The sequence below is a fragment of the Streptomyces sp. DSM 42067 genome (assembly GCF_055792885.1).
The window spans coordinates 7,433,451-7,453,466 of the sequence record NZ_CM147706.1; the positions used below are offsets into that span (position 1 = coordinate 7,433,451).

Sequence of the window (20,016 nt, forward strand, 5' to 3'; positions counted from 1 at the left end):
CGAGAGCGTCCCGGTTGCACGACCGCGATGTCCGGCGATCCCGTAATGCCCGGCTTCCGGCCCGCCTCGTCCGCCTGCCGAGTGGGAGCGGACGACGCATTCCGATGCACTTCAGTCCTTCCGTGATTTCTACCTTGGAGGCACAGTCATGGGCTCATATGCCATTCCCCCACCCGCCGTCCGCCGGAAGCTCCGCGGTCTGCTGATAGCGCTGTTCGTCGGCGTCCTCGGTGTGGTCGGTGCACTGGTCGCGCCGCAGAGAGCACACGCCGCCGAGAGCACGCTCGGCGCTGCGGCGGCGCAGAGCGGTCGTTACTTCGGCACCGCCATCGCCTCGGGCAGGCTGGGCGACTCGGCGTACACGACGATCGCGGCCCGCGAGTTCAACTCGGTGACGGCCGAGAACGAGATGAAGATCGACGCCACCGAACCCCAGCGAGGCCAGTTCAACTTCACCGCCGGTGACCGCGTCTACAACTGGGCGGTGCAGAACGGCAAGCAGGTGCGCGGCCACACCCTGGCCTGGCACTCCCAGCAGCCCGGCTGGATGCAGAGCCTCAGCGGCGGCGCGCTGCGCCAGGCGATGATCGACCACATCAACGGCGTGATGGGCCACTACAAGGGCAAGATCGTCCAGTGGGACGTCGTGAACGAGGCCTTCGAAGACGGCAGTTCGGGAGCCCGGCGCGACTCCAACCTGCAGCGCACCGGCAACGACTGGATCGAGGTCGCCTTCCGCACTGCGCGCGCCGCCGACCCGGCCGCCAAGCTCTGCTACAACGACTACAACATCGAGAACTGGACCTGGGCCAAAACACAGGCCGTGTACGCCATGGTCCGAGACTTCAAGCAGCGCGGCGTGCCGATCGACTGCGTCGGCTTCCAGTCGCACTTCAACAGCGGCAGCCCCTACAACAGCAACTTCCGCACCACCCTGCAGAGCTTCGCCGCCCTCGGTGTCGACGTGGCCATCACCGAACTCGACATCCAGGGCGCCTCGGCCACGACCTACGCCAACGTGACCAACGACTGCCTGGCCGTCCCGCGCTGCCTCGGCATCACCGTCTGGGGTGTGCGCGACACCGACTCCTGGCGATCGCAGGACACGCCGCTCCTGTTCAACGGCGACGGCAGCAAGAAGCCCGCCTACACCGCCGTCCTCAACGCACTCAACGGCGGCTCCACTACGCCCCCTGGGGATTCCGGACAGATCAAGGGCGTCGGATCGGGCCGCTGCCTGGACGTGCCGAACGCCGGCACCACCGACGGCACCCAGGTCCAGCTGTGGGACTGCAACAGCGGCACCAATCAGCAGTGGACGTACACCGCCGCGGGCGAGCTCAGGGTCTACGGCAACAAGTGCCTGGACGCCGCCGGCACCGGCAACGGCACCAAAGTCCAGATCTACAGCTGCTGGGGCGGCGACAACCAGAAATGGCGCCTCAACTCCGACGGATCCATCGTCGGCGTCCAATCCGGCCTCTGCCTCGACGCCGTCGGAGCCGGCACCGCCAACGGCACCCTGATCCAGCTCTACTCCTGCTCGAACGGCAGCAACCAACGCTGGACCCGCACCTGATGGGACCTGCCACAGACGAGAGGGTGAATCGATGAAGACCTACGGTGCGGTTTCTCCCGCTCCTCCATTAAGGCATCGCTGGTGGTCCCGGGTCGCCGCCGTGGTGGCGGCGACCCTCGCGATCGGCATGCTCGCCGCGGTGAATCCGGCGCCCGCCGAGGCGGCGACGGTGGACACCAATGCCTGGTACGTCCTGGTCAATCGCAACAGCGGCAAGGCGCTGGACGTCTCCGGCGCGTCCGCCGCCGACGGCGCGCGGGTCAGCCAGTGGACGCGCAGCGACGGAGCCAACCAGCAGTGGCAGTTCGTGGACTCCGGCGGCGGCTTCTACCGTCTCAAGGCCCGGCATTCGGGCAAGGTTCTCGACGTGGCCGGCGCCTCGACCGCAGACGGTGCCGCGATCCAGCAGTGGGCCGACGGTAACGGGGCCAACCAGCAGTTCCGCCTGGCCGACTCCGACGCGGGCCACGTCCGGCTGATCAACCGCAACAGCGGCAAGGCGGTGGAGGTGCAGGGCGGCTCCACCGCCGACGGCGGCAACGTCGTCCAGTACTCCGACTGGGGCGGCGCCAACCAGCAATGGCAGATGATCAAGCTGTCGTCCGGTGGCGGCGGCGGATGCGGCAGCGCCCCGACTCTGGCGAGCGGTACGCACACGATTCAAAGCGGCGGTAAGAGCCGCAGCTTCATCCTCAGGGTTCCCGCCAACTACGACAACAGCCGCCCCTACCGGCTGATCTTCGCGTTCCACTGGCGGGGCGGAACCGCCGGCGACGTCGCCTCGGGCGGCACGAGCGGGACCGCCTGGTCCTACTACGGCCAACAGGAACAATCGAACAACACCGCGATCCTCGTCGCCCCCCAGGGCCTCGGCAACGGCTGGGCCAATGCCGGCGGTGAAGACGTCACCTTCGTCGACGACATGATCCGGCGAATCGAGAGCGGCCTCTGCGTCAACACGGCACAGCGTTTCGCCACGGGCTTCAGCTGGGGCGGCGGCATGAGCTACGCACTCGCATGCTCCCGGGCGAACGTCTTCAGGGCCGTCGCGGTCATCTCCGGCGCCGAGATCAGCGGGTGCAGCGGCGGCACCCAGCCCATCGCCTACTTCGGAATCCACGGCATCAGCGACTCCGTCCTCAACATCACGCAAGGACGGTCCCTGCGCGACAGATTCGTCAGCAACAACGGCTGCACTCCGCAGAGCCCGCGCGAGCCCGCGCCCGGCAGCCGAACGCACATCACCACCACCTACTCGGGCTGCCGTGCCGGGTACCCGGTCCAATGGGCCGCGTTCGACGGAGACCACATACCCGGTCCGGTCGACGGCTCCCCCAACGAAAGCGGCGTCGCCACCTGGACCAAGGCAGAGATCTGGAAGTTCTTCGCACAGTTCCAGTGACACGCCCGCACCATGGAGTGGAGCCAGGAGGATCCTGGCTCCACTCCATGGACGTCTACCGCAGGTTGAAGGACGGAGCCGCCTTCATGTGAGGAACCCCGGTCGGCTTGCTCCGACGGGGGTACTGCGTAGACGGGGACCTGATACGACGACGGAACTCGGCTAAGGCGGCCGACGGGGCTCATTCCCGCAAGGGCTGCCATAGTGATCGACGTCGGGCGGGGCCTTCACTCCACCCTCGCATGCTCTGCGTTCGGTCCCGTGGCACTCTGAGGCAGTGACGACTGAAGGCGCAGCGCGCGGCGCGGCAGTGCACCGTTCGTGCAGTTCGGATCCGTTCGCGTGCGTGAATCCCAGTGTCGCGGGCCTGCTGCCATGGCTGCGACGCGGGGACCAACCCGGGCGGATCTACACGCCGCCGATCACCTCTGCCTGGGAGGGGACCACCGCACGCTGCTGGGCGAGGGTGGCGGGGAGGATCGCGGGCGCCGGCCAGCGTGGCGCGCTACAGCTTGGCGTACGCGACGTAGATCCGGGCCATCGCGGCGGTGCGTGACGCCCGGGTGCCGAGTTCAGACCTCGCTTGTCTTCTTACCCTTGGCGGGGCCTTGGCGTTTCTTCTTCTCCTGACGGTCCTGTTCGCGTGCTGCGGTCTTTCCGGCGAGCTCCTTGAAGTGCCCGATGGTGCGCAGTATCTGGGCGCGGCCGGGCACGGTGAGAGCGGCGAGGTGGGCGTCGGTGTTGGAATAGTGGGGGGTGCGGCGACATGGGTGCCGCGGCTGATCGCGGCCGGTGTGAGGTGGGCGAACGCCCGCCAACTCGGCTGCACAGAGCGGCATCGGCCACTGGAGATGATGTCCGGCCCCCCTGGCTCGAACCAAACTCGATGATCCTGGCCCCGCGATTGATCCGCATCGCCTCCCGCCACGACGGCGACCGCACCCCCACCTGCTTGAACCCGTCCGGCAGCGGCGACGACCCTCGCCGGGTGCTCGGTTCCCACTCCATGGTGCTTGGACCGATCTCGGCGAGGTGCCGTGCCGGACGGCGTGGGGGCGTGCCTCACTTCCCCGAGGCCGATCAGGGACCTCCTCGAGGCCGATCAGCGACTGCAGCCGGGGGTCTCCCGTCCGCCGCCCGTCTGGAGCGCCGCCGCCACGATGCAGGCGGCCAGGGCAAGCCCCCACAGGGTGAGGTAGGCAGTGAGCGAAGGGATGTCCGAGGCGCCGACGACCAGGGCGCCGAGGACGACGGAGGCGCCCGCGCCCGCCATGCCGCCGCCCAGCGTCTTGAGGGTGCTGAGGGCGGCGGTGGCGCTCGCGGCGCGGTCGTGGGCGCTGCCCTCGGCGATCACCGTGGGCAGTCCGCCCTGGGACAGGCCGATCCCGAAACCGGCCACGGAGTAGGCCGCGACGAACAGGCCCAGGTTGGCGTGAGCGAGAATGAGGCCCGCGTGGCCGATCGCCATGAGCGCAAAGGCCCACACCAGCATCCGGCGGTAGCCGGTGCGAGCACCGATCGCCGGGGCCAGCACGGAGGCGACCAGGCCGAGCAGACTGGGGATCAGGCTCCACAGGCCGATCTGCCAGACGGCCAGTCCGAAGCCGTAGCCGCCCTCGGTCGGCTCCGCGGCCAGGAACATCACGGCGACGGACTGCCCGGCCAGCAGGACCGCGCCCAGCACGAACCCGGCGGCGTAGTGCGGGGCGAGCGCGCGCCGGGCCATCGCGCGGACATCGACCAGGGCGTCGGGGCGGGCGAGCTGCACGCGCAGCCAGGCCCAGCCGAGCACGGCCGCCAGCAGCAGGGCGCCCGCCAGACGCGGCGACGCAACCCCCCAGGCATCGGCGCGGGACATGGCCCCGAGCAGCACCACGAGGGCGAGTCCCAGCAGGACCGCGCCCGCCCAGTCCATGCGCCCCGCGCCGCGGGGTCCGGACTCCGGTACGCACCACCAGGCCAGGGCTGTGCAGACCAGACCCAGCACCGCGAGGGCGGCGAACGCGCCCCGTACGCCACCGAAGATCCCCAGCAGCGCGCCCGAGAGGGCGTACCCGAGCAGAGAGCCAAGGGTGAGGGCCGCAACCAGCAGGCCGATTGCGCGGCGGGCGCCGGAAGCATCCAGCCGGCCGCGCACCAGGCCGATCTCCAGCGCGAGCAGGGAGCCGATCGCCCCCATCAGGGCGCGCCCGACGAGCGCCACCGTGTACGTGGGGGCGAGGAAGACCAGGAGCGTGCCCGCCGTGACGCACCCCAGCGCGATGCGCAGCAGACGCCGGTGCCCGTACAGGTCGCCGAGCCGCCCCAGGACCGGCACACTGACCGCCGCCGCGAGGAGGTGCACCGTCATGAACCACTGGGCGTCGGCCGCACTCACGCCCCACTCGTCCCGCACTGCGGGGAGCAGCGGCGCGTCCGTGCCCTGCACGAAACCGCTGAACAGGTCGAAGGCGACCAGGACCCCCACGACGGCGCGGACGCGGGTGGAGGGAGCCGCCCCCGCGTCCGGCGCCGTCGTCACGCGACCGCTCCGGCGGACGCGGAGGCCGATTCGGTCGACGCGCCCGTGGAGGCCAGGCGGCGCTCGGCCAGCTCGGCGAGCAGCGCCGCCTGCCGGTACAGCACCCGGTCGTCGAAGACGGCGCGCGGTGAGTGGTTCATCGGCGCGTTCTGCCAGTCGGCGTCCTCGGGGGCGGCGCCCACCATCAGCATCGCGCCGGGGACGCGCTGGAGGATGTACGAGAAGTCCTCGGAGCCGTTGCTCGGCTGCGGGGCCTCAAACACCTCGTGCGCCGCGAACAGCTCGCGGGCGGTGGTCAGGGCGAAGGCGGTCTCGTCGGCGTCGTTGACGGTGACCGGATAGCCCGTGATGTACTCCGCGTCCGCCTCCAGGCCGTGGGCGGCGGCGATCGATCGCACCAGCCGGGGCAGGCCCTCGGCGAGCCGCTGCTGGGCGTGGACCGAGTAACTGCGCACCGTCGCCTCGAACTCGGCCGTGTCGGGGATGACGTTGGCCTTGGTACCGGCATGGAAACGGCCGACGGTCACGACGACCGGGTCGAAGATGTCGAAGGCGCGGGTCACCCAGGTCTGCAGCGCGGTGACGATCTCGCAGGCCACCGCGATCGGGTCCTTGGCGTGGGCCGGGTTCGAGGCGTGGCCGCCCTTGCCCCGCACCGTCACGAACAGCTCGTCGGAGGCGGAGGTGATGGTGCCGGAGCGGGTGGCGACGAGGCCGCCGGGCACCCGGTTGGCCGCCACGTGCAGTGCGTACGCCGCGTCGAGCGGCTTGCCCGCCGCCTCCAGCACGCCCTCCTCGATCATGATGCCGGCGCCGTTGTGCCCCTCCTCGCCGGGCTGGAACATGAACACCACGTCGCCGTGCAGGTGCTCGCGGCGCTCGGCCAGCAGGGTGGCGGCGCCGACCAGGCCGGCGGTGTGCAGGTCGTGCCCGCAGGCGTGCATCCGACCGGGGACGACGGAGGCGTACTCCACCCCGCTCTCCTCGGTGATGGGCAGGGCGTCCATGTCGCCGCGCAGCAGGACCGCGCCGCCGTGCTGCCCGCCGCGCAGCACGGCCGTCACCGAGGTGAGGCTCTTGCCCGTGGTGATCTCCAGTGGCAGCCCCTCGAGTGCGGCGAGCACCTTCTCCTGGGTGCGGGGCAGGTCGAGACCCAGTTCCGGCTGCCTGTGCAGCTCCCGGCGCAGGCGCGCCATCTCGGGCTGGAGTTCCTTCGCGCGTTCCACTGCCGACATGCTCCGCCGACCTCCTCTTCCTCGCGGCCGCTGCTGGTACGGTTCCGGCCGTGCTGGGGCCAGACTGAGGCTCCCGCCGATCAGCGGCCCGAATCCGCCGGAAAAACGCAAGGAGGCAGTCCGTGGCACAGGATTCCGCGCGCCCCGAGGGGCTGGACGATGTGGACCAGGCCCTTGTGCACGCCCTGCAGATCGCTCCGCGCGCGAGCTGGACGAGGATCGGCGCCACGCTCGGGCTGGACGCGGTGACGGTGACGAGGCGCTGGCACCGCCTGACCGAGAGCGGTGCCGCCTGGATCAGCTGCCACCCCGCGCCGGCACTGGCCGAGTCCGGGCAGGGCTGCCTGGCCTTCGTCGAGGTCGGCTGCGCCCCGGGGCGGCTCCATCAGGTCGCCCGCGCCCTGGCCGCCGTACCGCGCGTCGCGGAGCTCGCCCACGTCAGCGGCGACCGCGACCTGTACCTGAACGTCATGGCCCGCAACCTGGCGGACCTGTCCCGGTGGGTGACCCGCGACCTCGCGGCCCTCGACGGCGTCGTGTCCACCCGCACCCATCCGGCGGGCCCCGTCCACACCGAGGGCAGCCGGTGGCGGCTGAGGGCACTGGACCACCGGCAGACCGCCCAGCTCGCCGCCGCCGCGCCCCGCCGTACGGACCTGCCCGCCTTCGACCTCACCGACCTCGACCAGCGCCTGATCACGGCCCTGTCGGTGGACGGCCGGGCCACCTACCGGGCGCTGGCCGAACAGTGTGGCGCGAGCCCCGACACCGTGCGCCGCCGCGTACGTCGCCTCTTCGATGCGAACATGCTGCACGCCCGCTGTGAAGTGGCGCGCGCCCTGTCGGAATGGCCGGTCTCGGTGATCCTCTGGGGCCGGGTCCCGGCCGCCCGGCTGCGCGAGGCCACCCGCCGGATCACCGGTATGCGCGAGGTCCGCCTGTGCGCCAGTGTCCTCAGCCGCCACAACCTGCACCTCGTCGCCTGGGTGCGCTCCGTCGACGACGCCCAGCGCTTCGAGGTCCGCCTCGCCGAAAGCGCCCCCGACCTCACCGTCACCGACCGCGCGATCACCCTCCTGCCCATGAAGCACAGCGGCCATCTCCTCGACGAGGCCGGCTACCGGGTGGGCGCGATACCGCTGGCGCTGTGGGAGGAGGCGGGCGCGTCGGACGGCGGTTGACCTGGCCCGCAGCCCGGCCCCCAGGCGGGACTGAAACGGCGCGGGTACTCCACCCGGCGCGCACTCCGGCTCGCACTGGTGCACAGCACTCAGTCGTGTCCCTCCGAGGGCACCGCCATGACTGGGGAGGACACCGGCCGGACGACCGGCGTCCCGCCTCGTCCGTGGTGGCTCGGGATCCGCCCGGGCAGGCCTTCCGCGAGCAGTTGCCCGGGGGCTGGAACGCCACCGGCGACGCACGCCCCGCCTGGCCCCGGATCGGCGCGGTGCTCCGCGAGTCAGCCGACCGCGACGACGCGCGAGCCCCCTCCACCCTGGCCTGCACCTGCGGAGGAGACTGCGGCTGGTGCCGGGTCCGTTCTGCGGAGCACTTTCCCCGGTCGGTTCGCCGTGAATGCTCCGTCGCGCAGCACGCAGCGGCCATTGACGACAACGTGGCGGGTGCCCACGGCATAGGAGAGTGGTGCCTCGTAGCGGGCGGTGTCGGCGATCGTCGCGGGGTCGAAGACGGTGATGTCGGCGACCCGGCGTTCGGCCAGTATGCCGCGGTCGGCGAGACCGAGGCGCCCGGCTGGGAGCGCGCTCATCTTGCGGACTGCCTCGGGCAGCGTGAGGAGTTGACGGGTGCGGGTGTACTCGGCGAGGACTCGGGCGAAGGAGCCGAAGTGGCGCGGGTGAGGGTGCCCGCCGCCGGCCGTGTCCAGTTCCCAGCCGTCGCTGACGACGGCACTGCCGGGATGGCGCAGCACGGCGTCGACGTCCGCCTCGGCCATGGCATGGTTGATGATCCAGACCTGTGCCTCGTGCGCGTGCAGCATGTCGAGGGCCGCTTCGGCCGGGTCGAGGCCGGTGGCGGTGGCGATGTCCTGGAGGGATGAGCCCACCCGGTCCGAATACTTGCCCGGCGGCAACGCGGCGATGACGGTCCCTTCTGGGAGGAAGGTGCGTCCGGTCTTGGCGCGGAGTTCCGCGGCGATCGCCGCGCGGGTCTCGGCATCCTCCAGCCGCGTCAGGAGCGCGTCGGGACCGCCGTCCATCGCCCAGTCGGGCAGGCGGGATGTGAGCCGGGTGGAGGAGGCGGCGTAGGGGTAGACGTCGCAGGCCACGTCCAGCCCCTCGGCGACTGCGGAGTCGATGGCGGCCAGTGCCTCGCGCACCTTGCCGTGGTTGGCCGGTCCCATCGCCTTGAGGTGCGAGATCTGGAGGCGTACGCCGCTGCGGCGGGCGGTTTCGATGGCCTCGGTCACCGCATCGATGAGGCGGTCGCCCTCGTCGCGCATGTGGGTGCTGTAGAGCAGCCCGGCCTGTCGGGCCTCGGTGGCGAGCGCCACGACCTCGTCGGTGTCGGCGAAGGAGCCGGGGGCGTAGATCAGTCCGGTGGACAGACCGAACACGCCCTGCTCGGCGGCCTTGGCGAGCAGGCGGCGCATGGTGGCGGTCTCTTCGGCCGTCGCGGGACGCAGTTCGTTGCCGATCGCGGCGGCGCGCAGGGCCCCGTGGCCGACGAGGGCCGCGAGATTGACGCACGGTTCGGCCTTCTCGATCGCGCGGGCGAAGGCGTCGAAGTCCGCCCAGGGCATCTCGCCGTTTCCGCCCTCTTCTTGGGCAAGCGTGCTGTCGTCCTGGCGCCCGCTGGGGTTGGTTGGGAAGGGCGAGGTTCCGCAGTTGCCCGTGACGACTGTGGTCACGCCCTGCCGTACACACGCATCGGCGGTCGGTGTGTCGCGCAGCGTGAAGTCGGCATGCGAGTGCAGGTCGATGAAGCCGGGCGTGACGACCTGGCCGGTGCAGTCGAGTACGTCCTGGGCGGTGGCGCTGGGCGGAGCCTCACCTAGGAACACGATCCGGTCGCCGCGGATGCCGACATCGGCGCGCCGGGCGGGGCCGCCGGTGCCGTCGACGACGGTTCCGCCGGTGATGAGCAGGTCAAAAGAGGTCACGGTGTCGGCTCCTGGTTCGTGCGGGGCGGGGCGGGGCGTGTGCGGCGGACGGGCCGGTGCGTCTCACAGCAGTACGGCGAGCAGCACGGCGTAGAGGGCGCATGCGGGGATGAGCACCGCCCATCCGGCGCCCAGCAAGTAAGGCAGCCGGGTGGCGCGCGCAAGCCCCATGGGACCGACCATGTTGGCGTTCGGCAGCGGTCCGTAGGTGTCGGCCTTCGAGGCCCACAGCAGAATGACCACCCAGGCGGCCGAACCGATCCCGAGGCTGTTCCCCAGTGGTCCGAAGACCTCGCTGAGCAGGACGACCTGGGCGGCGGTGGCGCCGGGGACACCGACCCAGCCGAGCGAGGCGACGGCGAGCGCGAACGGCAGCGGGGACATCTCCCGCAGCCCCGGGCCGAACTGATCCATCACCACGTCGTACGGGTGCAGTGAGTCGATGAAGGCGAAGAGCGCCGCGAGCATCCAGAACAGCAGCAGCATGGGCAGCAGTCGGCGCGCCCCCGTCGCCACGGCCCGCAGAGTGCGCCACGGGTTCGGTCCGCCGACCAGGCCGGTGACGACCGCGAGCAGCGGCAGGGCGATCAGCGGGAACGTGGCGCCGGCCTGCGTGACGGTGGCGTACACCACGGCCGCGGCGAGCGTGACGGCGAAGGCGAGGGTGGCGTGGCGGCTGCGGGGGGTCGCCGCAGGCGCTCCGGCGGCCTCCTCGGCGCCCTCCTGCGGCGTGTAGAAGTCGCCGAGGGCGGCGCTGCGGCGCTGCACCCAGGGCACGATGACCGCGGCGAGCAGCAGGGAGAGCACCGCCAACGGGCCCGCGCCGACAGTGAGATAGGTGAGGTAGCCCGTGTCGGCGGCCTCGAGGATGGCGATGTTGGATCCGGCGAAGGGCGCGAGCGCCAGACCGGTGCAGCCGCCGAGGAACATGACCACTGCGGTCGCGGAGCGGGTGAAGCCGGAACGTGCGGCGACCGGTACGAGCAGAGGCGCGGCGATCGCGAGGGCTCCGGCAAGGGTGCCGAGGCTGGCGACGAGGACGAGGCAGGCGGCCATCATGCCGTACATGACGGCGATGCGGCCGCGGTCGCCGACGGCGCGCAGGATGCCTCGGACGATGGCGTCCGCGACACCGGTGACCCGCAGGACCTCGCCGACGCCGGAGCCGAGGACGATGATCAGGCCGATCAGGGTGACGGGGTCGACGGTCGCCGTGCCGAGCAAGCGCAGACCGGTGCCGGGGGATGGCAAGGCGACCAGGACAGCGGAGAACAGGGCGACGCCGGTGGCCAAGACCAGGTTCATGCCGGTCAGCGCGAGCAGTGCGTACAGGACGATGGGCAGGAGGCCCCAGATGCTGGGGGCGGTGACACTCAAGCCGACGACGAGGCTGAGGACGAGAGCGGCGAGTGAGGCGGCGAGGTGGAGCCGGCCTCGCAGGTGCGGGCGGCGGGCCAGGGGGGCGGTCCCGGCGTCCGCGGTGGTGGGTGTCTGTGTCATGGATGACCTCTGCTGCGGGGGCGGGGAACGTGCAGGGGTACGGCAAGGCGTGAGGGCGTCGTTCGGAGAAGAGAACCAGAGGGTCAGTGCAGGGCCCGGGCGGGGACTGCGGGCGCGGGCAGGCCGAGCAGCGCGTCCCGGTGAGCCAGGCCGCTCTCCGCGACGACCTCGTCCAGGGACTGGGCGCCCCGTACCGTCGCGAAGTGCACCGTGCCGTCGTCGGTGACGGTGAAGCCGTGCACGGCAGGCCGGGGCAGACTGTTGTACGCCCAGGGCGTGGAGAAGTAGTACGCACCCGTGTCGTGCAGCACCACGAGGTCGTCCGGGCGCAGTTCGGGCAGTTCGCGGGCGTGGGCCACAACGTCCCCCGCGAAGCAGCACGGCCCCGCGATGTCCTGCACGAGCGGCCGGCCGTGCTTGGGACGGCCGTCGGCGTCGAACGCGCTCACCCGCAGCGGCCAGGCGTCCGGCATGAAGACGGTGCGGGTGGCGATCTGCGCACCGGCGTGGGTGATGGCGATGCGGCGGCCGCCCGCGTCCTTGACGTACTCCACGCGTGCGGCGATGAAACCGTTCTTGGCCAGCAGGGACCGGCCGAACTCGGTGACCAGCGCGTACCGCCCGTCGAACAGACCGGGCACGGCAGCGCGCAGGGCCCCGACGTAGTCGGCGTAGGTGGGACGGACGGTGTCGTCGGCGAAGTTGACCGGCAGTCCGCCGCCGATGTCGAGACTGGTGATCTGCTGGACCCCGAGGGTGCGGTTGATCTCCTCGGCGAGGTCGTATGTCTCCTTGATGCCCCCGGCGATGAGGTCGAGCGGGCAGCCCTGGGAGCCGACATGGGCATGCAACCGGGTCAGCCACGGGCGCTCGGCGAAGGCCCGTACCACGCTCTCGCGGGCGCCATGGTCGCGCAGTGCGACCCCGAACTTGGAAGTGGCGGTGGCGGTACTCATCGCACCGATGGAGCCGGTGCCGACCTGCGGGTTGACGCGCAGACCGACGACGGACGCGGAGTCTGCGGGACGCAGGGCGTGGATACGCCGCAGTTCATCGAGGTTGTCGGCGTTGAGTGCGACACCGAGGGCGAGCGCCTGATGGATCTCCTCACGGGTCTTGGCAGGCGAGTCCAGGACGATCACGGATGGCGCGAATCCGGCGGCGAGCGCGAGGCGCAGTTCGCCGGGGCTGGCGACCTCGCAGCCCATGCCGCAGTCGGCGAGCAGCCGCAGGACGGGGACGAGGGAGGCGGCCTTGGCGGCGAAGGTGTGCAGCACCGGGGCGTGGCCGAATGTTTCGCGCAGGTCGCGCACGGATGCCCGGACACCGTCGGTGTCGACGAAACCGGCCACCAGGTGTTCGGAGCCGACCAGTCCGGACCGGACCGCCTCGCGGACGACCCGGTCCCGAGGCCCAAGGCCGGCAGTGCCGTGCCGTCCGGGCGCGTACCTGCTGCTGACGCGTCCCTCCCCTCGCTTCCTGCTCTCCCTGTTCTCCTCGGCGTTCGCATCCATGGGCGATCCGCGACCTCCTTCGAAGTGTGTGGCCACCAGAATTGGCGAGCCTCGCGGATACGCCGCCGATACGCAGCAAACCGTCATGTCTGCCAGCTGAGCTGGGTTCATCTGTCGAGCAAGCACGTGGTAGAGAGAGGCATGCCGCAGGATTCCGTCGATGAAAAGGACCTGGCGCTGATCAACGCGCTCCAGGTCACCCCGCGCGCATCCTGGGCCCAACTCGGACGCGCCCTCGAACTCGACCCGGTGACGGTCTCGCGCCGCTGGGAGCGGCTGAGCGATACCGGACTGGCGTGGGTGACCTGCGTGGTCGGCCCGGCGCTGCACAACGAGTTCTGCATGGCCTACGCCGAGATCGAGTGCGCACCAGCCCAACTGGATGACGTCGCCAAGGCGCTGAGCGCCGAACACCCGGTCCGCTACGTCCACCACATCACCGGGCCGTACGGGCTGCTGGTCACGATCGCGCTGCGGACACCCGCGGAGATGTCCGCCTACCTGCGCCACACCGTCGGCCGGCTGCCCGGCGTCCGGGCGTACCGTGCGGAAATGCGGACCGTCGGCTACAGCGAGCCGAGTCGGTGGCGGCTGCGCAGCCTCGAACCCTCACAGCAGCGTGCGCTGGAGTCGGCCGACACCCGGCCCGCAACCGCGGGCGCCGTGCGAGTGGACGGCACCGACCAGGAGCTGTACCAGCTGCTGCACGAGGACGGCCGCATGCCGTACTCCTTGCTCGCCGACCGCGCCGGGATCAGCGAGCCCACTGCGCGCCGCCGCGTGAAGCGCCTGCTGGCGAACCGGCTGCTGCGACTGCGCTGCGAGATGGCGCAGTCCATCTCAGGGTGGCCGTACACCGCCGTGCTCTGGGCGAGCGTGCCGCCGGAGCACCTGGATCCCACGGCACGTGCACTGGCCGCACTGCCGGACGTCCGACTGTGCTGCGGTCTGGCGGGACAGCGGAATCTGATGCTCATGGCCTGGCTGCGGTCGCTCGGCGACCTGCCGCGGCTGGAGGCGGCGATCAGCGAACGCTCCCGCCATCTCACCGTCGTGGACCGGGCCGCCTGCCTGCACACCATCAAACAGATGGGGCGGCTGCTGGGCAGCGAGGGACGCAGCGTCGGGCATGTGGCACCGAACATGGAGGTCTTGGGGCACGTTGGACCACCCCCGCCACCGACGTCGTGACCAACGTCCTTCCGGCAGGGGCACCCGCTGGTGGGATCGATGCAGTGGGTCTCTCGGAGCCACTGCGTGACCGCCTCCCACACGCTGGTTGTCGCGAGCCGGAAGCGGGTCGAATCGGGAGCCCGGCCACGGTCGATGAAGTAGGTCAGCAGGCCGACGCGGCCGCTCAAGCGGCCCTGCCAGTACCCCTCCATCTGCAGGGCAGAGTACAGCGGTCAACCTCCATGCGTTCGTCTTCTTCGCCAGCTCGACGAAGTGGGTCCACGCGGTGGGGGGAGAGGGCGAGCTTGGGGCCCTGCTTGTTCTTGGAGTCGCGGACGTGGATGGTGGTGGGGGAGGGGGCGGCTTCTACGCAGTCGCCGTCGCCGCTGCTGCTGTAGCTGCTCTTGAACCAGGACAGTTCGTCGGTGCTCATAGCGCTCCTCGCATCCGCTGCAACAGGCTCACGGAGTCGTCGAGGGGAAGAGCCTGTGAGCGCATCCTGGCATACCGCAATCTGGAGCACGCTTAGCTCTTTCGCGTCGGAGATGAACAGGCCGCCGCGCTGTGCCTCGTTGTAGGCGAAACCATTGGTGCCCAGCGGTTTCCAGCAACTGCATTGGGCCTGCCAGTCCGGCATGTGTCTCCCTGACCAGCGGCATGACCTGAATCTCGACGTTCCGCTGCTGTGCGACTTCGAGAACATGGTCGATGAGCCCCCTGTGACCTCCACCCCACCCGTGCGGCGCAGGAACAGGTGCTCCTCCAAGATGAAGCTGTACGCGGTGTTCGGCCGATCCCATAGCAACCGCTGCCGTTCGGCGCGCGCTGTCCACTGGGCCTCGACCAGATCATCGCCCAGCGGCGGCAGTTGGTTCTCGAAAAGCGTCCGCGCATACGCCTCCGTCTGCAACAGCCCCGGCACCAACCGGCACTCGTACGTGTACAAGCTGATCGCCGGGACGCGAGAGGGGAGCGGCTGCCTGCGATGCACCCTGTGGGCGGCGATACCGATCGCCCGTACCCCCGACTTCACCACCAAGATCCGCCAAGCCGTCGTGTCCCAGAGCCGTTAACTCGATGCCCAGAGCGCGGCCCGGTCGGTGCTGAGCGGGCGGGCGCGTGCCCAGGCCAAGTCGGGCGATGGACCGGTGGAGATCGCTCGGATGTACAAGCTCGCCAAGGGGTCGGCGGTCAAGGCGCGCACCCAGGCGATCTACCAGCTCAAGGCTGTCCTCGTCAGTGCCGACCCGAACCTGCGGGAAGAACTGGCCCAGCGCGTCGGACAGCTCACCGAGCAGATCCGGGACTTGGAAGGCCGCCTGGCACGGCTCGTGGAACGCCACGCGCCACAGCTACTCGCTGTGGTGGGTATCGGTCCGGACACGGCCGTCGCTCTGCTGATCACGGTGGGGGACAACCCGGAACGTCTGGACACTGAGGCGTCGTTCGCCGCGCTGTGCGGGGCCAGTCCTGTCGAGCGTTCCTCGGGACGCCGGCAGTACCGTCGTCTCAACCGTGGTGGCGATCGTCAGGCCAATGCCGCGCTCCATCGCATCGTGTTCACCCGTCTACGGGTCGACCGCGCACTCAGGACTACTACGAGCGCCGGATCAAAGAGGGCAAGACCCGGCGCGAAATCGTCCGTTGCCTCAAGCGCTACGCTGCTCGGGAGGTCTTCCACCTGGTCAAACAGCTGCAGCCAGGACCCCGCTTATAGGGGCTGTCGTGACAGATGAGAGGCTCAGGCGGGTGAGTGAGACACCAGCGAACACCCTGCAATACCGCTTTGACGGGCCAGAAGACGCTCCTGTCCTGATATTGGGTCCCTCACTGGGTACCACATGGCACACGTAGGCAAAACCGTCTTAGGGCGTCCAGCCAGTCCAATACGGACGCGTATGTCCAGTTCGGGACCGTTGGGTGGGAGGGCGTCTATGGGGTTGGTGACTCGCCGGTGACACGAAGAGGTCCCGCCGGTGATCCGGCCCGTCCGCCGCGTTGCCGAACCTGTGCGCGAGACAGTCACACGACGGAGACGGCGCGTTGGACTCCACGGACGCGAGCACGAAAGACTGCGACACAGGGCCTCCTGGTGCTGCTCGGTGGGGATCGCAACCCCGAGCTACCAGGAGGCCCTGCTGTTATGCCCCGACCACCGCCAGATCACCCGAACAGGAACCTTGTTCTACTGATCAAGCCTGCCGAGCTGTAAGCGGAAGGCTTCTCAGCGAAGTTAGGTGCCGCAGATGCCACTGACCTGGGTGGACTGAATTGGCTGAGACAGCCGTCACGGCCTGGGATGCCCCGGTCGCCGGGGACGCCCCGGCGACGACGGCGAGCAATTCCGCCGCGCCAGCCGAAATCTCTGGACGAAGTCGGCCTGCCGAGCCGTCTGCTGGTCGCAGCCGGGTACTTCAGGTTTGGTTTCCGAGCCGGAGCCTCAGCTGTTGGCCAGGGTGCGGTCGAGGAGGGGGAGCAGGCGGTCCCAGTGGCGCTGCAGTCCGGCGGGGTCGAAGGCGTCGGTGTCGGACATGGTGAACCCGTGGATGGTGCCGGGGTAGATCTCGGAGGTGTAGCCGACACCGGCGGCGTCCAGGGCCCGGTTGAGCTCGCCGAGGGCCTCGGGCGTCAGGTCGCTTTCGGCGTGGCTGAAGTGGACCTGGGCGGTGATCTTGGCGAGAGCGTCGGGCCCGTCCGCGCCCACGGGGCCGTGGAATGCGGCGACGGCGGCCACTTGGCCGGGGTGGGCCGCGGCGGTGCGCATCGCCAGGAGGCCGCCTATGCAGTAGCCGGTCACCGCGACCGGTCCGGCGCCGACCTCGGGCTGGGCGGTGAGGAACCTGAGGTAGGCGTCGGCGTCGCTCAGGACACGTTCGGCGGTGTGCGCCTCGATCAACGGCATCAGCTGGGCCATGAGCGCGGGCCGGACCTCTTCTCCGATGTGCTCGGGAAGTTCGATCACCGGTGCCGGGCCGTGCCGGTAGAAGAGGTTGGGGACGAGCACGTAGTACCCGTGCCCGGCTAGTTCGCGGGCCATCTTCCGCAGCACGGGCCGGATGCCGAAGCCGTCCGCGTACATCAGCACCCCTGGGTGCCGCTCGCCGTGGTCGGGGAAGGCGGCGAAGGCGTCGGCCTGGCCGTCCGTGGTGGGAATCTGCAGCGTCTTGGTGGGCATGAATTCTCCCGTCGTGGTTGATGTGTCGAGCCTGTGATCAACACGACGGAGGCGGAGCCCGCGCAGAAGCGCAAGGTCCTCGATCAAACAGCGGGCCCGCACCGGCCCGTACGGCGCTCAGAAGAGCACCGGGTCACCAATCCGTGTGTGGCGCAATGCCGTCCCGGTATTCATGGCCGCACAGCGTAGCCCACCGGGCAAAAACCGACGCCAGCACCCCAGCCCACAGTGCGGTTCACGAGAACGATGTCGGCCAACCCTCGGATCCTGAACCCGGGGCTGTCAAGGGGAGGCGGGTTCGCTGAGTGAACGCCTCGATTGGATGAGAACGGACAGGTTCTGTCAGCAGTTGCCGATCTTGGGGTGGCTGAGTGTTCACGGAAAATGAAGGCACTCCGACATGCGGATGCAGGCGGCCCGCCGCCCGTGAGGGCAGCGGGCCACGAGTTGAAGGGCCTTAGATGCGCTCGACGTATGGAGCCCGCCATGCCGGAGAGGGGTCCGCTCCTAGCTCCGTCCAGTATTCGCGGCCGCTGGTGACCAGGCCGTTGTGGACAGTCCAGAAGGACGCCACACGGTGGATGCCCATCGTGTCGTGAGGAACCTCAACCTCGGAAACGACTTCATTCCCGGACGGCAGGATGCGGAGGACCTTGATCGACCATCCCTCCGGATACTCCGCATTGATGCGTACGTAGTTCTCCCGGCCGCAGATGCGTTCACCGCTGACCGGCCATTCCACAACTACATCGTCCGCCAACAGCTCGCCGACGCCTGCCCAGTTCCGGGCCTGCATACGGTCCCAGAGCATCTGAATAGTCTTTGAAGGTTCCATGACCACATCCTGCACGGCACCACTGACGGTGGCTCCGGTGTTTGCAACGGCAACGTCATCGGGTTCCGGGAGGCCAGCCTGTGGCGGTCAGCCGGCCTTGGCCGGTTCCTCGGTTCGTGCGCGGGTGCTGGCAAGGCGGTAGGAGTCGGTGCCGGTCTCGATGATCGTGCTGTTGAAGGTGAGGCGGTCGACGATGGCAGCGCATAGCCGAGGATCGGTGAACGTCTTCGTCCAGCCGAAGGACTCGTTGGAGGCGATGGCGACGCTGTTCTTCTCCTCGCGCTCGGTCAGGACCTGGAAGAGGATCGGCCTGCTGCCGGTGTCCGTGGATGCCGCCGAGGGTTTCTTCCGCCTGGTCGATCCGCCTACGAACGGCGCGCGATGGCGGTGAGCTCGAACCTTCATCCGTCCGGCTTCGACGAGATCATGCCCAAGACTCTGGCCACCGCGACCGTCGACCGGCTCCTCCACCATGCCCATGTCGTCGTCACGCAGGGTGATTCGTTCCGGCTCACCGAGGCCACCTCCGGAAAGGGGTACGTGTGTTTGGCGCGGCTGGACGAGTACTACCGCTTCATCACGTCCGACAACGAGGCTTTGCGGTTGGAGCTGTTCGAGTCCAATGTGCGCGACTATGCGGGATCCACGGTCGTGGACAATGCCATCGGTGAGACCCTGAGGTCCGGGACTGGCGAGGACTTCTGGTGGTTCAACAACGGTGTCACCGTAGTCGCGGACGCTGCCCCAGATCGCCGGCAAGAAGATCGTGGTCAGGGAGCCTCAGATCGTCAACGGGCTACAGACCAGCCATGAGATTTATAGCTACTTTCAGAGCGGTGGTCAGCACCGCGACCGGTCCCTCCTCGTTAAGACTGTGGTCGCGCCTGAGTCCGGCACGGCTCGCGACCGCATTATCCGGGCGACCAACAGCCAGACGCAGTTGCCTGCCGGCGCGTTGCGAGCCGCCGAGTCCATCCAGAAGGACATTGAGGAGAGCCTCGGTCACGCGGGCGGCTACTACTACGAGCGCCGAGCCAGCTACTACCGCAATCTGGGGTTTCCCCTCGATCGGGTCGTCAGCACGGCTAGGCTTGCCCGCGAGTTCACCGCCTTCGTGCTGCGCGAACCGCATACCGCACTGCGGCACTCCGACGCGCTGCTGCTCGACGATCAGCACTATGCCCAGATCTTCTCCCCACGGCACGATCTGGACATCTACCGTCTGTGTCTGGATGTGCACACCAGGCTGCGCGCATTCCTCACCCACTATGCCGAAGACCGGCCTTTGCTGGGTTATTCGCTTGAGAACTGGCTCTACCCGCTGGCGGCAATGTCTGCCTACGCCCTCACACGGCTACGGCAGCCTTCGCCGCGGGACCTTCTCAACATCGACCTCGGCCATCTCACAGAGCTTCAAGAGCGTCCTGCGCCGCAACAAGGCCGGCGGTGTGGACCGGATCGCCCGGACCTCCGACTTCACCACCAAGATCCGCCAAGCCGTCGTGTCCCAGAGCCGTTTCCACATCGAAGGCTGAGCGTTCCGGCGATGCCACCGGTCGTGCCGACGGCTGATGAGGGGCGGCAGCAGATCCGCCGCGGTGGCCTCCTTCTCCGCCGGGGGGATGACCTGCACAAGGCTGTCCACCGCACTCTGGACGTCTTCGCCGAGGCCGCGGAAGCCGATCGCGAACGCGCCCAGCGTTGGGCCCAGTTCCATGCCGCCCAGGCTGAGTTCTGGGGCCGCAGCCGAGCCCTTGGCGATGCGGGCCAGGACTTCTTCCTCGTCAGCATGCGTCACAGTGGAACGCTCCCTCACGGCAATGCGCATCGGCGACTGGTCCCCCCTCGGCCGTCCTGCAGAGGGGGAAGACACACAGGCCGGTACTACCAGTGCGGGCCAGGTCTGGTGGTGGCAGGGGGCACCGGCTCCGCGGGGATTACTTTCACGCCGCTTCCTTGGC

15 protein-coding genes and 4 pseudogenes are annotated in these 20,016 nt (G+C 69.5%); 8 read left to right on the plus strand and 11 right to left on the minus strand.

Annotated elements, in window-relative coordinates; all coding sequences use genetic code 11:
• The first annotated feature begins 148 nt into the window (after nt 1-148).
• Together ACSMXV_RS33430 and ACSMXV_RS33435 are read left to right on the plus strand one after the other, a co-directional pair.
• The gene (locus tag ACSMXV_RS33430) at nt 149-1,579 is read left to right on the plus strand and encodes an endo-1,4-beta-xylanase (RefSeq protein ID WP_473174863.1); all 1,431 of its coding nucleotides are present in this window, start codon (nt 149-151) and stop codon (nt 1,577-1,579) included.
• A gap of 100 nt (nt 1,580-1,679) precedes the next feature.
• A complete protein-coding gene (locus ACSMXV_RS33435; protein WP_473179141.1) occupies nt 1,680-2,981 on the plus strand; it encodes an RICIN domain-containing protein in 1,302 nt (433 codons plus the stop codon).
• Nucleotides 2,982-3,553: 572 nt separating this feature from the next.
• Here ACSMXV_RS33435 and ACSMXV_RS33440 read toward each other — a convergent pair.
• The 3 genes from ACSMXV_RS33440 to ACSMXV_RS33450 form a co-directional block, all read right to left on the minus strand.
• The gene (locus tag ACSMXV_RS33440) at nt 3,554-3,694 is read right to left on the minus strand and encodes a hypothetical protein (protein WP_473174864.1); all 141 of its coding nucleotides are present in this window, start codon (nt 3,692-3,694) and stop codon (nt 3,554-3,556) included.
• A 389-nt stretch (nt 3,695-4,083) separates the two neighbouring features.
• Entirely contained in the window at nt 4,084-5,502 is a 1,419-nt protein-coding gene (locus ACSMXV_RS33445; RefSeq protein ID WP_473174865.1) for an MFS transporter, read from the minus strand.
• The gene (locus ACSMXV_RS33450) at nt 5,499-6,737 is read right to left on the minus strand and encodes a M20 metallopeptidase family protein (protein ID WP_473174866.1); all 1,239 of its coding nucleotides are present in this window, start codon (nt 6,735-6,737) and stop codon (nt 5,499-5,501) included. Before ACSMXV_RS33450 ends, ACSMXV_RS33445 begins: the two co-directional genes overlap by 4 nt.
• 122 nt (nt 6,738-6,859) lie before the next feature.
• Between ACSMXV_RS33450 and ACSMXV_RS33455 the strand changes: the two genes are divergently transcribed.
• Nucleotides 6,860-7,918: an Lrp/AsnC family transcriptional regulator gene (locus ACSMXV_RS33455; RefSeq protein WP_473174867.1), complete on the plus strand. Its 1,059-nt coding sequence runs from the start codon at nt 6,860-6,862 to the stop codon at nt 7,916-7,918.
• Between the two features lie 278 nt (nt 7,919-8,196).
• On the opposite strand, the gene ACSMXV_RS33460 is transcribed toward ACSMXV_RS33455, so the two are convergent.
• The 3 genes from ACSMXV_RS33460 to ACSMXV_RS33470 all read right to left on the minus strand — a co-directional run bounded on the left by ACSMXV_RS33460 (nt 8,197) and on the right by ACSMXV_RS33470 (nt 12,872).
• The gene (locus ACSMXV_RS33460) at nt 8,197-9,858 is read right to left on the minus strand and encodes an N-acyl-D-amino-acid deacylase family protein (RefSeq protein WP_473174868.1); all 1,662 of its coding nucleotides are present in this window, start codon (nt 9,856-9,858) and stop codon (nt 8,197-8,199) included.
• 63 nt (nt 9,859-9,921) lie between these two features.
• On the minus strand, nt 9,922-11,358 hold the full coding sequence (locus ACSMXV_RS33465; protein WP_473174869.1) for a Na+/H+ antiporter NhaC family protein: 1,437 nt from the start codon (nt 11,356-11,358) through the stop codon (nt 9,922-9,924).
• 83 nt (nt 11,359-11,441) lie between these two features.
• Nucleotides 11,442-12,872 carry a type III PLP-dependent enzyme domain-containing protein gene (locus tag ACSMXV_RS33470; protein WP_473174870.1) on the minus strand — a complete coding sequence of 477 codons (1,431 nt, stop codon included), beginning with the start codon at nt 12,870-12,872 and terminating at the stop codon, nt 11,442-11,444.
• A gap of 141 nt (nt 12,873-13,013) precedes the next feature.
• Between ACSMXV_RS33470 and ACSMXV_RS33475 the strand changes: the two genes are divergently transcribed.
• Nucleotides 13,014-14,063 carry an Lrp/AsnC family transcriptional regulator gene (locus ACSMXV_RS33475; protein ID WP_473174871.1) on the plus strand — a complete coding sequence of 350 codons (1,050 nt, stop codon included), beginning with the start codon at nt 13,014-13,016 and terminating at the stop codon, nt 14,061-14,063.
• A 166-nt stretch (nt 14,064-14,229) separates the two neighbouring features.
• Here the strand turns inward: ACSMXV_RS33475 and ACSMXV_RS33480 are convergent, their stop codons facing one another.
• Complete coding sequence (locus ACSMXV_RS33480) at nt 14,230-14,991, minus strand: Scr1 family TA system antitoxin-like transcriptional regulator (protein ID WP_473174872.1); 762 nt, start codon at nt 14,989-14,991, stop codon at nt 14,230-14,232.
• A gap of 127 nt (nt 14,992-15,118) precedes the next feature.
• Between ACSMXV_RS33480 and ACSMXV_RS33485 the strand changes: the two are divergent.
• A pseudogene (locus ACSMXV_RS33485) lies at nt 15,119-15,762 on the plus strand (transposase); the annotation flags it as partial.
• Nucleotides 15,763-16,485: 723 nt separating this feature from the next.
• Here the strand turns inward: ACSMXV_RS33485 and ACSMXV_RS33490 are convergent.
• The 3 genes and pseudogenes from ACSMXV_RS33490 to ACSMXV_RS33500 form a co-directional block, all read right to left on the minus strand.
• Nucleotides 16,486-17,220 (minus strand): dienelactone hydrolase family protein, encoded by a 735-nt coding sequence (locus ACSMXV_RS33490; protein WP_473174873.1) that lies wholly within the window; start codon nt 17,218-17,220, stop codon nt 16,486-16,488.
• Nucleotides 17,221-17,677: 457 nt separating this feature from the next.
• The gene (locus ACSMXV_RS33495; protein WP_473179142.1) at nt 17,678-18,055 is read right to left on the minus strand and encodes a nuclear transport factor 2 family protein; all 378 of its coding nucleotides are present in this window, start codon (nt 18,053-18,055) and stop codon (nt 17,678-17,680) included.
• Between the two features lie 87 nt (nt 18,056-18,142).
• Nucleotides 18,143-18,361 (minus strand): annotated as a pseudogene (locus ACSMXV_RS33500) (ATP-binding protein); the annotation flags it as partial.
• On the opposite strand from ACSMXV_RS33500, the pseudogene ACSMXV_RS33505 reads away from it, so the two are divergent.
• From ACSMXV_RS33505 to ACSMXV_RS33515, 3 genes and pseudogenes are all read left to right on the plus strand, one after another.
• Nucleotides 18,360-18,592: pseudogene (locus ACSMXV_RS33505) on the plus strand (ATP-binding protein); the annotation flags it as partial. The pseudogenes ACSMXV_RS33500 and ACSMXV_RS33505 overlap by 2 nt on opposite strands.
• A gap of 114 nt (nt 18,593-18,706) precedes the next feature.
• Nucleotides 18,707-18,868, plus strand: coding sequence for a hypothetical protein (locus tag ACSMXV_RS33510; protein WP_473179143.1), 162 nt, complete (start codon nt 18,707-18,709; stop codon nt 18,866-18,868).
• Nucleotides 18,822-19,151 (plus strand): annotated as a pseudogene (locus tag ACSMXV_RS33515) (AIPR family protein); the annotation flags it as partial. The gene ACSMXV_RS33510 and the pseudogene ACSMXV_RS33515, both read left to right, overlap by 47 nt.
• A 258-nt stretch (nt 19,152-19,409) precedes the next feature.
• On the opposite strand, the gene ACSMXV_RS33520 reads toward ACSMXV_RS33515, so the two are convergent.
• Nucleotides 19,410-19,883: a hypothetical protein gene (locus tag ACSMXV_RS33520; protein ID WP_473174874.1), complete on the minus strand. Its 474-nt coding sequence runs from the start codon at nt 19,881-19,883 to the stop codon at nt 19,410-19,412.
• Nucleotides 19,884-20,016: the final 133 nt, after the last annotated feature.